Below are 14,911 nucleotides of genomic sequence, written 5' to 3' on the forward strand. Positions count from 1 at the left end.
ATGTGGGCCAGCACTGAAATGATGACATCACCACGCACGTGACCGTTGATAAGATGATCCTTGTAGATATGTACGTATTTCTGTACGTTTCAGCCACCAATGAGGAGACCTGCATGGAAACTATCAACTACACCAAAGCCCGCGCTCATTTGTCCGAAACGATGGACCGAGTTAACGAGGATCACATCCCGCTGCTGCTGACACGACAAAAAGGCGAGCCGGTGGTGATGATCTCGCTGTCAGAATTCAATGCTCTTGAAGAGACAGCCTATCTGCTGCGTTCGCCAAAAAATGCCGAACGTCTCATCAACTCAGTCAACAGCTTGCGAGCAGGTAAAGCCAAGCCAAGGCGGTTGATTGAAGAATGAAAATACTTTTTACCCCTGAAGGCTGGGACGACTACCTCTGGTTTCAACAAAACGACAAGGCAGGCCTCAAGCGTATAAACCTGCTGATCAAAGCGATCCAAAGAGACCCCTTTGATGGTGTCGGCAAACCTGAACCTCTCAAACACAACCTGAGTGGCTTCTGGTCCCGCAGAATCACTGCCGAGCATCGACTTGTTTATGGTATTGAGGAGGATGAAGTACAAATTTTGATGTGCCGCTATCATTACTGACCGTGCTCACATCGCCTGATCTGCTCCTCTCCTGAAAGTACCCGACGCATTACTGCAAGGAAGCACCCATGCTCGATATCCTCCAAGGCACGCCCCTGTGGGTGTACGCCATCTACCTGTGGATGTGTTATTACGGCGTCAAGGCCTGCCTGGGCGGGCGCGAGAATCGCCGCTCATTGTTGATTTTGCCGGTGGTGCTGGTGGTGTGGTCGCTGATGTCGCTGGCGCCTTCGATCCTGTCGAGTGGTGCCTGGGTCGGTGGCGTGCTGGCAGGCTGCCTGATGGGGATGCTGCTATTCAACGCCGACGGCGCCCGGCTCGATGCCGATGGCGAAACGCTGGTGCTGGCGGGCACCTGGAAAACCCTGCTGATCTCGCAGCTGTTCTTTGCGGTGAAGTACTACTTCGGCTATCAGCAGGCCGTGCATCCACTGCTGTTAAGCACACCTGAAATGTTGATGGCGGTGGGCGGTGTGTCGGGGTTTACCGTTGGTCTGTTCTGCGGGCGGGCCGTGCGCTTGCAGCGGGCGCTGAGCGCCTTGCGCCGCGATAAGGGCAGTGTGCTGCCTTGACCTGACCTGCGTGGCCGCCGAAAATGCGCGACGTTTTTTGTTCCCGCTTACTGAAGTAGTGAAATTTCAATGTCTGATTCTTACACCGAACACGCCGCCGAAGAATCCGTAGTCGCCCTGCAATCGAAGGCCGAATACGAAAATGCCATCAATCTTTCACAGCATGTGCCTGCGGCCAAGATCATCAGCGAGATGGTGCTGGACGCGTTCCACACTTCCAAGGAAAGCGACCAGATCCGCGAACTGCGCGTGGCCATCCGCCAGGCCCATGACGCGTTCGACGACGACAAGGCCTACGACCTGATGGGCCAGCTCAAGCAACTCAAGGATGCCGAAGCGGCCGACAACATCGCCCTCGAAGACCTGAGCAGTAAGTTCTCGATCAGCCGCATCCTCTCCAGTTTCAAGGACGACCCCGAGTTTCAGGAGCTGGTCTACGGCCTGGCCCTCAAGGTGCTGAACCAGTCTCACCAGGCCATCAGCAACCCAAGCGCCGGCAAGGGCAAGGCTGCACGGGCCAAGAAAGAAGCCGAAGTGTTTGTGATCAGCAAGGATGGCATCAGCGTCACCCTGCCGCTGCGCACGCCGCGCTCCAAGCTCAACGTTGACCGTGAAGCGTTCGAATTTCTGGGTTTCAGCTTTGTGGGTGAAGGCGACGAGGCCGAGCTTGAAGTTGAAAGCTTTGTGGATAACGCCGGCGCCGAGCAGCCGTTGAGCCGCAAGAGTGTGATTACTGCACTGCAGCAGCAGACGGCGTTTGATGGGTACAGCATCGCGCAGCAGTAACGCATTACCTGCAACACAGCTGGACTAAAAATGTGGGAGCGGGCTTGCTCGCTCCCACATGGGTTTTGTGGTGTTTTAAAGACTCGCGAACACCTCGCGAAACCGCGCCATCTCCTGTTTGTTGCCCACCGTCACCCGCACCCACTGCGGCCAATCCTTCCACACCCGCCCGACCAATACGCCCTGTGCAGCCAGCTTCTCGATGATCTGTTCTGCCGGTTGCGTCACGTTAATCATGAAGCAATTACTTTGCGACGCGGTGCAGGCAAAACCACGCCCCTTTAGCCAAGCCACGGTTTCGTCACGCAATTGGGCATTGAGCGCCTTGCGTTGCGGCACCAGCTTGAGGTCTTCCAGGCTCGCCCGAGCACCCAGTAGCGTGGACGCGGCCGGCACATTGTCGCCACCAAACACCGCCAGCCGTTCCAGCAACGTCGGGTGGCCGATCGCCAGGCCCAGGCGCGCACCGGCCATGCCGTAGATTTTCGAGAAGGTGCGCAGCACCAGCAAGTCGTCGTGGTCCTTGACCCAGCTCACGCAGCTTTGTGCGTCACAGAAGTCGATGTACGCCTCATCCACCACCAGCACGCAGCCTTTGGGTTTGTTCGCCAGCGCCTGGCGGATCGCTGCGGTGGGCGTCAGGGTGCCGGTCGGGTTGTTGGGGTTGCACAGGTACAGCATGCCCGCCTGAGGGTCTGCGGCGAGCATGGCCGGCACGTCATGGGCGTGGTCGGCATTAAGGCTCACTTCGTGCACCGGCGCCTGCCACGCTTGGGCGGCCTGACGCGGTACTTCATAGGACGGCGTGGCCATCACCAGACCACGGGCCTGGCTGGTAAACGCCAACACGGCGTAGCGCAGGGCGGCCATGGAGCCGGAAAATACAGCGACCTGTTCTTCGGCCAGCCCCTGCGCTTTAGCAAACTGTTCGGCCAAGCCGTACATGTAACCATAGGGATACAGCCCGGAGAGGGCGATGCCACGCTGCATCGCCTCGCGGGCGGCGACTGAAGGGCCGTAGGGGCTTTCGTTGTAGTTGAGTCGCACCCTGTCCGCCGGGGCCGGTGGCGGGCCGGCGACCGCCCAGTCCAGGCGGCCCAGCACCGGCAGGGCCGCACCAAAGGCGAGAAGAGACCGACGACTTACGCTGAACATGGCGCGACTCCTTGTAGACGGGTGATGGTTTCTCACGGTGCGTACAAAGAAGTATGACGAGAAGGCGCCCAGCTGATTTAGCCACCGGCGCCGCGATCAGCCCTCCAGGTAGTCGGCGATCGGGTAATTCATGCACAAGGCTTCCACCGCCGTGCGCGCCTGCTCGCGCACCTCAGGCTCAAGCCGATAGTCCTGTTCGCCCAGCGGGGTGACGTTTTCCAACACCCGACAAATCAGCTCAATCACCTGCCGGCAACCGTCGGCATCGAAATTGCGTTGCGCCATGCAGCCAGTGCCGAGACACAAACCGCTGGTGACCAACTTCGAACGTGTCTCGCCCGGTACGCGATGCTTGCTCACCACAATGGCGCAAGACTCCAGGGCCGCCTCGGCGATGGCCCCGGTCATGGCGCCCGGCAACCGGATCAGTACCGTATGGTTGTCACTGCGCCCACCCACCACGTCGTAACCCTGGGCCGCAAACGCACTGGCCACTTCATCGGCAAGCGCACGACCACGCCCCATGCAGGCGTCAAATTGCGCTGACTTCGCATACCCGAAGGCGGCCGCTTTTGCCGCGATCATATTGACCGCCGGCGCCCCTTGCATGCGCGGGAACACGGCTTGATCCAGCACACGGCTGAACGTCGACCGCAGGCCGGGCACCTTGGTCTCGGCGTCGCGGCCGCACAGAATCAACCCACCACGCGGGCCGCCCAATTGCTTGTGCGTGCAGGTGATGGTGACGTGTGCGGCGTTGATCGGGCTCGGGTGGCGCCCTGTCACCACCAACCCGGCGATAGCGGAAATATCCGCCAGCAGGATGGCGCCCGCCTCGTCGGCAATCGCGCGAAAGCGCTCAAAATCCACCACCCTTGAGTACGCACCCGCACCGCAAATAATGATGCGTGGGCGATGGGCCAGGGCCAGGCTGCGCACTTGCTCATAATCGATAAGGCCTTCGCCGGTGGTGCCGTAGCGGATGGCCTTGTAATAGGCCCCGGTGAACACCGCCGGGCTGCCAAGGGTGAGTTCGCCGCCATGGTCATGGGCCATACCCAGTAGCGTATCGCCCGGTTCAAGCAGCGCCGAAAGCACTTGGGATATGGCATTGGACGCCGAATGAGGCTGCACGCCGGCGTAATGCGCGTCGAACAACTCCCGCGCTCTGCGGATAGCCAGGGACTCCACCAAATCGACATTTTCGCAGCCGGTGCGATAGCGTTTGCCGGGTGTGCCTTCGGCGCTCACATTGACCAAGGCCGAGGCGCAGGCCACCAGAGTGCGTGGCTTGACCGCACAGGAGGAAGCCACCAGTGAGAGGGTGCGATGCTGGCGAGTGACTTCAGCATCCAGCAGGCTGGCGAGCTCGAAGTCTTCTGCGCGCAGATCCGCCAGGCCACGACGCAGCAGGTCGGCCTGGTCTTTCAGAGGTACGGTATTGAATGCCATCAGTGCGGGTCCCTTCCTGGGCGTTGCGTGCCGGTCCGTCCTGAACCGAGAGGATCAATTAAACAGGAAATTAAACATTTTCCAAATCAAATGTTCATTTTCCAAACGCCAACCCCATCAAAAGCACGCAAGCAGCGCATCCGGACTTTATTGTTAGGCCCGACGCATGCAACACTCCCGCCGCCGCAAAACCACAAGCGCCCCCGGGACGGGCGCTCCCTGTTGTGGTTGCGCAAACAATGGACGTTAACGACTAAAAGGAAGTGGTGAGCACGTGATACACAGACGCGAAAAAACCGAGCACTTGAAGAGCAACATCAAGTACTTGATCAAAAGCCGCGGCGAGACGCAGTTGTCGTTATCCAATGCTGCCGGCCTGACCAGGACCACCATCTACAACATCCTGGAAGGCAAGGTCGTCAACGTGCAGCAGTCCACCGTCCGCAAGATCTCGGACTTCTTCGGCGTCTCCTACGATGAAATCGAGACCCTCGATTTTGAAGCCAAGGAAATCATCGAGAGCAGTGTTTCCCCACAGGGCAACATGAACCCGGCCGCCGTGCCGGTGCTCAAGGAAAGCCTGGTTATCCAGAACCTGGACAAGCGCATTGGCGAGCTGGCCACGCTGTATCCGCTGACCTACTACTTCGGCTCTTCCTACAACCTGATCGGCGTGCGCCTGGAACGTGGCATCCCCGGCATCAACGAGCCGGGCGATTTGCTCATCGTGCAAAAAGGCGCGTCCACCCTGGGCAAAGAAAAGCTGGTGTACGACCGGGCCACCCAAAAGATGTTTATCACCCTTGAAGCCTGCGCCGGTTCAGAGCGCTTGTGCGTGATCGGCGACATCATTGAGGAGCGCTTCAATGACAACCTATGAAGCCGGCATCGAAAACAGCAAATACAAACTGCTGGGCTTTGAGAATGACAAGAGCCTGGCGGTGATCATGGTGATCGCCACCGGCAAGGTCATCAAGATGAAGCTGAATGAAGTCATCAACAGCGAAATCATGGATAACCTCAATAAAATGGAAGTTAAGAACATGTACAAGAAGTTTTATTCACAGGGAGGGACGCTGACGGCCTACGATATAAACGACCGCAACGAAAACTCCTGGATGATCTACATCATCCTGAACCTGTTGCTGTTCACGTTTTATATCTTCACCAGCATTGCCGCGACCAAGCCTATTTACCTGGAGTCGATGGGCATCATCGTCACGCCGGGCACGTTTCTGTACCCGCTGACGTTTTTGATCGTGGATTTGCTCAACGAGCAGTTCGGCCTGCGCCTGGCCAGACGCGCCATTTTGTTTGCGTTCGCCAGTAACGCGATGATCATTATTCTGCTGTACGGCTCAACGTTTCTGCCAGGGCTGCCCGGCTGGAAACTCGATGGGCCTTACAACGATGTGATCATTCAGGTGTCCTCGGTACTGGTCGCGTCCTCGGTGTCGTTCCTGGTGTCGGAGAATATAAACTCCTACTTGCTGTGCAAGATCAAGGAACTGACCAACTCCAAATACCTGTACCTGCGGATTTTCCTCAGTACGTTTTTTGCGGTGATTATCGACAGCTTCCTGTTCTGCTTTATTGCGTTCTATGGCGCGATGCAGACCAGCGACATCTTGAGCATGATCTACGTGCAGATCGCGATCAAAGTCGGCTTTGCGTTTTTCAATATTCTGCCGGCCTATGGCGCGCGTGCGTTGTTCAAACGCTGGATTACCGGTAGCGCTGCCTGATGTTAATAGGTTGGTTAATGTGACCTAACTGTGGGAGCGGGCTTGCTCGCGAATGCGGTGGGTCAGTCAGTTTATCTGTAACTGACATACCGTATTCGCGAGCAAGCCCGCTCCCACATTTTGACCGAATACCGCTTGCGCCCCTGGTCCTAGCTCAACCGCAACTTCTGCTTCAGGCTGCTCATCACACCCGCCTTGTCCTGCAAATACTCATTCAAGCCCCGCGCCCGCAGGTTGCATGCATCGCAATTACCGCAGCCGGTGCCGATGATGCCGTTGTAGCAGGTCAGGGTCTGGTGCTGAACCAGGTCCAGTTGCTGGTGGTAGTCTGCCAACGCCCAGGTCTCAGCCTTGTTCAGCCACATCAACGGCGTGTCCAGGCGCAGCTTATAGTCCATGCCCAGTTGGAGCGCGGTGTTCAGCGCTTTGACAAAGTCATCGCGGCAATCGGGGTAACCCGAGAAGTCGGTTTCGCACACACCGGTAATCACGCTTTCGGCTTTGACCTGATAGGCGTAGATCGCCGCCAGGGTCAGAAACAGGATATTGCGCCCCGGCACAAAAGTACTCGGCAGGCTTTCGCCCGAGCTGTTCACGGTCGGCACCGGAATGTTGTCGCGGGTCAGGCTGCTGATCGCCAGCTCGTTGAGCAAAGACACGTCCATCACTTTGTGAACGGTAGCGCCCAACTGCTTGGCCAGCTTCTGCGCGACTTCAACTTCGGCGACATGGCGCTGGCCATAATCAAAGGTGATGCAGTGCACTTCGTCATACTGCCCCAGCGCCTGGATCAGGCAAGTGGTCGAGTCCTGCCCGCCACTGAATACCATCACGGCTTTTTTCGTCATCACGTTGCTTCCTGCATTTGTAGAATGTGGGAATAGTTTAAAGGCCACGCCATAAAAAACCCCGCGCTTCTTGCGAAGGCGGGGCTTTTTGTTGCTCGATGACTCAGTGTGCGTAGGTCAGCAACAGCTCTTTCGGCACTTGGAAATCCAGGGACATCATCACGCTGAGCGCGGTGATGGTGAAGATCGAGAACACGAACAGCTTGCGCGCCCAGACGGTGTCATCCACCGCCTTGTAGCCGGTCCAGGCCATGTACAACCAGTACATGCCCATGGCGGCGGCGACGGCGAGGTAGCTCATGCCGGCATAGCCACTGAAAGTCAGCATCAAGGTCGCCACAAGGAAGGCCAGGATGTAGAGCAAAATGTGTTTCTTGGCTACCTGAATGCCACGTTTAACCGGCAGCACCGGAATCGACGCAGCCAGGTAGTCATTGAAGCGGAAGATTGCGATGGCATAGGAGTGCGGCATCTGCCACAGGCTGAACATCACCAGCAGCACCAGCGCAGCCATGTCGAAGCTATTGGTCACAGCCACGTAACCAATCACCGGCGGCATCGCCCCGGACAGACTGCCCACCAGCGTGCCGTGAACCGACTTGCGCTTGAGGTACAGGCTGTAAAGGCCGACGTAGATGACAAAACCGATCACGGCAAACAGCGCCGCCAACGGGTTGGCCACCTTGTACAACAGGGCCACACCGGCAACACCCAGGACGGTCGCGTAGATCAGTGCCAGTTTCAGGGAGATAAGGCCCTGCACCAGCACACGATTCTTGGTGCGTTCCATCTTCAAGTCGATGTCACGGTCGATGCAGTTGTTGAACACACAACCGGAAGCTACCACCAGGGACGTGCCGATCATCGCAGCCAAGAAGATGGCCAGATCGACATGCCCCTTGGAGGCCAGGAAGAAACCGCCTGCCACAGAAAGCACGTTACCGAAAATGATCCCCGGTTTGGTGATTTGGATAAAGTGCTTAAGCGACATCGGGTCTTACCTCACTTCGCCATCATGAACGTATGGATGCTGAACATGATCCATATCGACAGGCCAACCAGCAGCAGGATCACAAGACCTGCGAACACGAACGCAATCACGTTATCGCGCTGCTCTTTCGAGCGATCCAGGTGCAGGAAGTACACCAGGTGAACCAGAACCTGAATCACCGCGAACGCCAGGACGATCATCAAGGTGATCGACTTCGGCAAGGTTGGGTACATCACCAGGCCGAACGGGATCAGGGTCAGGATGACCGACAGGATGAAGCCGATAGCGTAAGACTTTACGCTGCCGTGGCTCGCATCATGGCTGTCATGGTCATGGGAGTGTGCATTAGCCATTACAGAGTCCCCATCAAGTAAACGACGGTGAATACGCAGATCCAGACCACGTCCAGGAAGTGCCAGAACAGGCTCAGGCAGCTCAGGCGAGTCTTGTTGGTGTTGGTCAGGCCGTGCTTATTGACCTGATACATCATCACCGCCATCCACAGCAGGCCGGCAGATACGTGCAGACCGTGGGTGCCTACCAGCGTGAAGAACGCGGACAGGAAGCCGGAACGGTGCGGGCCGTAGCCTTCGGAGATCAGCAGGTGGAACTCGTTGATCTCCATGCCGATGAAGCCCAGGCCGAACAGGAAGGTCAGTGCCAACCAGCTCAGTACGCCCTTCTTGCTGCCCTTGTAGAAGGCCAGCATGGCGAAGCCGTAGGTGATCGAACTGAACAACAGCAAGGCGGTTTCGCCGAGCACGTAAGGCAGTTCGAAGATGTCGTGGCCCGACGGGCCACCCGCTACGTTGTTTACCAGTACCGCGTACACCGCGAAGATCGACGCAAACAAGATGCAGTCGGTCATCAGGTAGAGCCAGAAACCGAATACGGTCATTGGCCCCGAGTCGTGGTGATGGTCATCGTGCCCATGGTCATCGACATGGGCGTGTCCAGCATTGGTCACTAAGTTCGACATGGTTTAAGCCTGTTCCAACGAGGTTTCTACACGGTTGGCCGGGATTTTCTTCTCGGCTACCAGGCGAGCGTGTTGCTCGGCTTCGATGCGTTCGATCGTCTCGACCGGCACCATGTAGCCTTGATCATCACGGGCAGCGTGAATGATGAAGTAACCGATAGTGCCTACCAGGCCCACGATTGCCAGCCACCAGATGTGCCAGATCATCGCGAAACCGAACACGGTCAACAGCGCGCCCATCACCACGCCAGTGGCGGTGTTGTTCGGCATGTGGATCGGCTCGTAGTGCTTAGGACGCTGGTACGCAGTACCGTCTTCCTTGGCTTCGGTGAACGCATCAATGGTGTTCGCAGTAGGAATCACGGCGAAGTTGTAGAACGGTGGAGGCGAGGAAGTCGACCATTCCAGGGTGTGGCCATTCCATGGGTCACCGGAGTCGCAAGCGTTCTGCTTACGGTCACGGATGCTCACGTACAGTTGAATCAGCTGGCAGGCGATACCGGCAGCAATCATCAACGCACCGAACATGGCGACGTACAGGTACGGCACCCACTCAGGGTTGGTAGTGGCGTTCAGACGACGGGTCATGCCCATGAAGCCCAGCGCGTAGAGCGGCATGAACGCGACGAAGAAGCCCGAGATCCAGAACCAGAATGCAGCCTTGCCCCAACCTTCGTGCAGCTTGAAGCCGAACGCTTTCGGGAAGTAGAAGCTGAAACCTGCGATGTAGCCGAATACAGCACCACCGATGATCACGTTGTGGAAGTGCGCGATCACGAACAGGCTGTTGTGCAGTACGAAGTCAGCACCCGGGATGGCCAGCAGTACGCCGGTCATGCCGCCGATGGCGAAGGTCACCATGAAGCCCAGGGTCCACAGAACCTGGCTGGTGATACGCAGACGGCCGTGGTAGATGGTGAATAGCCAGTTAAATAGCTTCACCCCCGTCGGGATGGAAATCAGCATCGTCGCCAGGCCGAAGAAGGCGTTGACGCTGGCCCCCGAGCCCATGGTGAAGAAGTGGTGCAGCCATACCATGAAGCCCAGTACGGAAATTGCGCCCGATGCGTAAACCATCGAGTGGTGACCGAACAGGCGCTTGCCGGTAAAGGTCGAGATCACTTCAGAGAAGATACCGAACGCTGGCAGGATCAGGATGTACACCTCAGGGTGCCCCCATGCCCAGAACAGGTTCACGTACATCATTGGATTGCCACCAAGTTCATTGGTGAAAATGTGGAAATCCAGGTAACGGTCAAGCGACAGCAGCGCCATGGTAGCGGCCAGGATCGGGAACGAAGCCACGATCAGGACGTTTGCCCAGGTGCACGTCCAGGTGAAGATCGGCATGTCCATCAGTTTCATGCCAGGGGCGCGCATTTTCAGCACGGTGGCCAGGAAGTTGACCCCCGTCAATGTCGTCCCGAGTCCTGATAACTGTAGCGCCCAGATGTAGTAGTCCACACCCACGCCCGGACTGTACTGAATGCCCGACAATGGTGGATACGCAACCCAGCCGGTCTTGGCGAATTCGCCGACGCCCAGGGACAGGTTGATCAGCACCACGCCGGAAACCAGCAGCCAGAAGCTCAGGGAGTTCAGGAACGGGTAGGCAACGTCACGCGCACCGATCTGCAGCGGCAAGGCCAGGTTCATCAAGCCGGTGAAGAATGGCATCGCCATGAAGATGATCATGATCACACCGTGAGCGGTGAAGATCTGGTCATAGTGTTCAGGCGGCAGGTAGCCCGGCGAACCCTCGGTGGCCATGGCCAACTGGGTACGCATCATGATGGCGTCGGCAAAGCCACGCAGCAGCATGACCATGGCAACGATGACGTACATGACACCGATTTTCTTGTGGTCGACAGACGTCAGCCACTCGGTCCACAGGTAGGTCCATTTCTTGAAATACGTGATTGCAGCAAACAGTGCCAGACCACCCAGCGCGATCATGGCGATGGTCACCATCACGATCGGCTCGTGGAACGGGACCGCATCCCAACTTAATTTACCAAACATCGTTTACTCCTCTGCCCCAGCAGTTGAATGCGAGCCCGTGTCAGAACCTTCAACCACGGCCACTTCTTTCTTCTCGTGCTTGACCGGCTTGCCTGGCTTCATACCTTCGTACTTGTCGACGATTTTCTGAAACAGGTCCGGCTCAAACGCGGAGTACAGCGCGACTGGGTTGTTCTGGCTTGGTTTGGTCAGGGCGTCGTATTCAGCTTGATCAAGCTGTTTAGGTGCGGCCTTGACTGCGGCTACCCAGGCGTTGAAGTCTTCCTGGCTCGTCGAGATCGCTTTGAATTTCATGCCGGTGAAGCCAGCGCCGCTGTAGTTCGCGGAGATGCCTTCCATTTCAGCTTTTTCGTTGGCGATCAGGTGCAGGCGAGTCTGCATGCCCGCCATCGCGTAAATCTGGCCGCCCAGCGCAGGGATGAAGAACGAGTTCATCACGGCATCGGAGGTGATCCGGAAATTAAGCGGAGTGTTCTCCGGGAACTGGATCTCGTTGACCGTGGCGATACCCAGGTCCGGGTAGATGAACAGCCACTTCCAGTCCAGCGCGACCACTTCGATGTTGATCGGCTTGACGTTGGATTCCAGCGGACGGTAAGGGTCCAGCTCGTGGGTCGATTTATAGGTGATGTAACCCAGGGCGATGATGATGAGGATCGGAACCAGCCACACCGCGATTTCGATCTTGGTGGAGTGCGACCACTTAGGCGCGTAGGTAGCGCTGGTGTTCGACGCGCGGTATTTCCAGGCGAAGGCGAAGGTCATGATGATCACAGGGACCACGACCAGCAGCATCAGCAGGGTAGCGGTGATGATCAGGTTTCGTTGATCCAGACCGATCTGTCCTTTTGGGTCCATCAAGGTCCACTTGCAGCCTCCCAGCATTAACAGCATGCCAATCAGCGGCAAAAAGCCTAGTAATCGGGGGTACCTGTTTTTACTCATCTCACGACCTCTAAAGCAGCTTGCGCAATGCAGTTGGGTTTTGATCGCCAACACTTCACCCTGCCAAGGGTTGGCATTTCTCTTCGATTGAATAAGAGCCTGCCCGTCACGCCATAACTGTACGTTTCACGGACCTGCGGTGAGTTCTTATTCGATTTCGTGGTTAAAGGCCTTGTTACAGACCAATTCCATTTGGTGCGGATAGTTGAAAGGCTGCCGGAACCTTGGGGTCGCACAGAGCCGTCCATCTGCCCCTCGACCGCTCCGGTGCTCAAATATTGAACAACACCGGACATTCAGTGCGGGCGATTGTAGTTAGCTAGCGATGTATAAACCATGTCTTATAAAGAAATAATTTTTATCGATTACAGCAACAATCCTTCACTAAACCTGCAAAGGTTCGCGATCTTATCGTGTTCGATTCTCAACAAAAACCACAAAAATTGCCGTGTTATTGGGCAGAACGCCACTTCCCTTACACCTTGTAAGGGCTTGCAAAACGGATCCAAGCCCCCATAAAACAAGGCATTCGGACATCACCCAACGGCTCGGACGGCATGACATTCGCGGCATCGCCCAAACGATGAACTGACAGCACAATTTAGCCTTCGGGTGCAAATTCAGGCGGCGGTTTGATGGGTCAGAAACGTCCTGCGACAACGTCCGTGTGACAACATGTCGCACGCTGCGCGCACCTATTGTTGCCCCTCGTCACGGCCCTTTCACAAATCCCTACGAACAAAAACGCCCCGGACTTCCTTCAAGGAAGACCGGGGCGTTTTGGGGAACAGGCTCAGGCCTGGCGTTGGCGATTGCGATAGATGCCCAGCGGCACCAGGATCACCGTCAGCACAAACGCCACCAGCGCCCACTGCGCCAGGGACAAGCCCAGGATGGGCGGGTACGGCGTACTGCAGAAGCCGTCGACCTGGAAGCCCAATGGGAATACCTTGGCCAGCGGCAGCTCATCGACAATCGGCTGCAACACATCGACGCCGCAGCTCACCTCAGGGAAAAACTGGGTATACACGTGGTGGCCTGCGGCAGCGACGCCGCCCAGGGCACTGAGTACTACCAGCCCTTCAAACAAGGTGACCGCACCTTTGCGGCGCATGGCGGCGCCGATGAAGGCAAAGATCGCAATCAACAGCAAAGCGTAGCGCTGCAGGATACACAGCGGGCACGGCGCCTCGCCCAACACCACTTGCATGTACAGCGCACCGCCGATCAGCGCCAGGCAGATGATGCCCAGCAACACCAGAAAGCGCCGCTCCCTGCCTAAACGCAATTCGTCACTCATCCCCATTTTCCCTTTGTCGTTGTGCCAATGCCGGCAAGTTTACACACAGAGCATGGTTAAAACAGAGGGCGGTTAACTGCGGATTAATCCCAGGAAATTGTTGCGCCTGAACAGACGCCATCGCGGGCAAGCCCGGCTCCCACAGGGAATCGCATTCCAATGTGGGAGCCGGGCTTGCCCGCGATGATGCCGCCTCGGTGTGAGGCCGAATGTTATTCCAGCGCCGCCGCCGGGCCGAAGAACTCGTACCGCGCCTGCTGCTCCGGCACACCCAACGCCTTCAAGTGACACTTGATCGCCGCCATAAAGCCTTTAGGCCCCAGGAAGTACGCATCCAGGTCACGCTCCTCGGGCAACCACGCCGCCAATTGCTCCTGGCTCAACAGCCCCATCTTGTCCGCCGCCGGGCTCACGCCATCGTCCTCGGCATAGCAATAAAAACGCTTGAGTTGCGGGTGCCTGGCCGCCAGGGCATCGACCCAATCACGAAACGCATGCACGCCGCCGTTGCGCGCACAGTGGATAAAGTGCACCGGGCGCTCGGTTGCCAGGGCCGCTTCAAGCATGGGCAATGTCGGGGTAATGCCTACCCCGCCACTGATCAGCACCAGCGGTTTATCGCTGTCGGCCAGGGTGAACTCACCCGAGGGCGGGAACAGGTCGATGGTTGCACCGACGTGCACCTGGTCATGCAGGTAGTTGGACACCCGCCCACCGGCCTCGCGTTTGACGCTGATGCGGTACAGGCCCGCATCGCTCAGGGCCGACAGGGAATAGTTGCGGCGCACTTCTTCGCCGTCCAGCACCAGCTTCATGCCGATGTACTGGCCCGGCGCGGCTTGCAGGATCGGGCCGTTATCCACAGGCGCGAAGTAGAAGGAGATGATTTCGTCGCTCTCCTCCACACGCTTGACCAACAAAAATGGCCGCGCACCGCGCCAGCCGCCCGGCGCCTGGGCTTTTTCATCATAGATGGCGGCTTCAGCGCCGATCAGGATGTCGGCCAATTGGCCGTAGGCCGCGCCCCAGGCATTCATCACCTCAGGCGTGGCGATCTCGCTGCCGAGCACTTCAGAGATGGCCCGCAGCAGGCAGGCGCCCACAATCGGGTAGTGTTCCGGAAGGATCTGCAAGGCCACGTGCTTGTTGATGATCTTGGCCACCAGGTCACCCAGTTGGTCCAACTGGTCGATGTGCCGCGCATACATCAGCACGCCATTGGCCAGGGCGCGGGGCTGGTCACCGCTGGCCTGGTGAGCCTGGTTGAACAGCGGGCGAACTTCCGGGTATTCGCTGAGCATCATGCGGTAAAAATGCGTGATCAGCGCTTCGCCGCCGCTTTCCAGCAGGGGCACAGTGGATTTGACGATGACACGGTCTTGGGCACTAAGCATGGCAGACTCCTGGGTTTCTTTACTGATTGCCTGGACCTACTCAGTATTCGTGCCAACTTATTAATCGTTATTTTTCAATAGCTTAAATATAGTGTAGTCAGTA

Annotated in this window: 16 protein-coding genes; 6 read left to right on the forward strand and 10 right to left on the reverse strand. The window is 57.5% G+C overall.

Features of this window, described 5'->3' with window-relative positions; translation table 11 throughout:
* Positions 1 to 113 precede the first annotated feature (113 nt).
* From AOA59_RS26625 to AOA59_RS26640, 4 genes are all read left to right on the forward strand, one after another.
* On the forward strand, positions 114 to 368 hold the full coding sequence (locus AOA59_RS26625) for a type II toxin-antitoxin system prevent-host-death family antitoxin (protein ID WP_099489639.1): 255 nt from the start codon (positions 114 to 116) through the stop codon (positions 366 to 368).
* Positions 365 to 619 (forward strand): Txe/YoeB family addiction module toxin, encoded by a 255-nt coding sequence (locus AOA59_RS26630; protein WP_099489640.1) that lies wholly within the window; start codon positions 365 to 367, stop codon positions 617 to 619. The genes AOA59_RS26625 and AOA59_RS26630 overlap by 4 nt, the downstream gene beginning before the upstream one ends.
* Before the next feature lie 68 nt (positions 620 to 687).
* A complete protein-coding gene (locus tag AOA59_RS26635; RefSeq protein WP_099489641.1) occupies positions 688 to 1,191 on the forward strand; it encodes a DUF6622 family protein in 504 nt (167 codons plus the stop codon).
* Positions 1,192 to 1,260: 69 nt separating this feature from the next.
* Positions 1,261 to 1,977: a hypothetical protein gene (locus tag AOA59_RS26640; protein ID WP_065930550.1), complete on the forward strand. Its 717-nt coding sequence runs from the start codon at positions 1,261 to 1,263 to the stop codon at positions 1,975 to 1,977.
* A 75-nt stretch (positions 1,978 to 2,052) separates the two neighbouring features.
* Here AOA59_RS26640 and AOA59_RS26645 read toward each other — a convergent pair whose 3' ends face one another.
* Together AOA59_RS26645 and glyA are read right to left on the reverse strand one after the other, a co-directional pair.
* Complete coding sequence (locus AOA59_RS26645) at positions 2,053 to 3,132, reverse strand: pyridoxal phosphate-dependent aminotransferase (protein ID WP_099489642.1); 1,080 nt, start codon at positions 3,130 to 3,132, stop codon at positions 2,053 to 2,055.
* Positions 3,133 to 3,228: 96 nt separating this feature from the next.
* Positions 3,229 to 4,584: a serine hydroxymethyltransferase gene (gene glyA / locus AOA59_RS26650; protein WP_099489643.1), complete on the reverse strand. Its 1,356-nt coding sequence runs from the start codon at positions 4,582 to 4,584 to the stop codon at positions 3,229 to 3,231.
* Between the two features lie 274 nt (positions 4,585 to 4,858).
* Here glyA and AOA59_RS26655 point away from each other — a divergent pair, with 274 nt between their 5' ends.
* The gene (locus tag AOA59_RS26655; protein WP_099489644.1) at positions 4,859 to 5,464 is read left to right on the forward strand and encodes a helix-turn-helix transcriptional regulator; all 606 of its coding nucleotides are present in this window, start codon (positions 4,859 to 4,861) and stop codon (positions 5,462 to 5,464) included.
* A complete protein-coding gene (locus tag AOA59_RS26660) occupies positions 5,451 to 6,329 on the forward strand; it encodes a queuosine precursor transporter (protein WP_099489645.1) in 879 nt (292 codons plus the stop codon). The genes AOA59_RS26655 and AOA59_RS26660 overlap by 14 nt, the downstream gene beginning before the upstream one ends.
* A gap of 149 nt (positions 6,330 to 6,478) precedes the next feature.
* Here the strand turns inward: AOA59_RS26660 and queC are convergent, their stop codons facing one another.
* From queC to hmpA, 8 genes are all read right to left on the reverse strand, one after another.
* On the reverse strand, positions 6,479 to 7,177 hold the full coding sequence (gene queC, locus AOA59_RS26665) for a 7-cyano-7-deazaguanine synthase QueC (protein WP_099489646.1): 699 nt from the start codon (positions 7,175 to 7,177) through the stop codon (positions 6,479 to 6,481).
* Positions 7,178 to 7,280: 103 nt separating this feature from the next.
* Positions 7,281 to 8,168 (reverse strand): heme o synthase, encoded by an 888-nt coding sequence (cyoE, locus tag AOA59_RS26670; protein ID WP_017135069.1) that lies wholly within the window; start codon positions 8,166 to 8,168, stop codon positions 7,281 to 7,283.
* 11 nt (positions 8,169 to 8,179) lie between these two features.
* A complete protein-coding gene (cyoD, locus tag AOA59_RS26675) occupies positions 8,180 to 8,521 on the reverse strand; it encodes a cytochrome o ubiquinol oxidase subunit IV (RefSeq protein WP_010206434.1) in 342 nt (113 codons plus the stop codon).
* The gene (locus AOA59_RS26680) at positions 8,521 to 9,147 is read right to left on the reverse strand and encodes a cytochrome o ubiquinol oxidase subunit III (RefSeq protein WP_056858318.1); all 627 of its coding nucleotides are present in this window, start codon (positions 9,145 to 9,147) and stop codon (positions 8,521 to 8,523) included. Before AOA59_RS26680 ends, cyoD begins: the two co-directional genes overlap by 1 nt.
* 3 nt (positions 9,148 to 9,150) lie before the next feature.
* Complete coding sequence (gene cyoB, locus AOA59_RS26685) at positions 9,151 to 11,169, reverse strand: cytochrome o ubiquinol oxidase subunit I (protein ID WP_017135070.1); 2,019 nt, start codon at positions 11,167 to 11,169, stop codon at positions 9,151 to 9,153.
* Between the two features lie 3 nt (positions 11,170 to 11,172).
* Positions 11,173 to 12,114, reverse strand: a complete 942-nt coding sequence (gene cyoA, locus AOA59_RS26690; RefSeq protein ID WP_065930545.1) for a ubiquinol oxidase subunit II — start codon at positions 12,112 to 12,114, stop codon at positions 11,173 to 11,175.
* A 793-nt stretch (positions 12,115 to 12,907) separates the two neighbouring features.
* Positions 12,908 to 13,414, reverse strand: a complete 507-nt coding sequence (locus tag AOA59_RS26700) for a disulfide bond formation protein B (RefSeq protein ID WP_056858320.1) — start codon at positions 13,412 to 13,414, stop codon at positions 12,908 to 12,910.
* A 212-nt stretch (positions 13,415 to 13,626) separates the two neighbouring features.
* A complete protein-coding gene (gene hmpA / locus AOA59_RS26705; protein ID WP_099489647.1) occupies positions 13,627 to 14,808 on the reverse strand; it encodes an NO-inducible flavohemoprotein in 1,182 nt (393 codons plus the stop codon).
* Between the last annotated feature and the right edge of the window lie 103 nt (positions 14,809 to 14,911).

Source organism: Pseudomonas sp. 2822-15 (assembly GCF_002742515.1).
Taxonomy (GTDB): domain Bacteria; phylum Pseudomonadota; class Gammaproteobacteria; order Pseudomonadales; family Pseudomonadaceae; genus Aquipseudomonas; species Aquipseudomonas salomonii.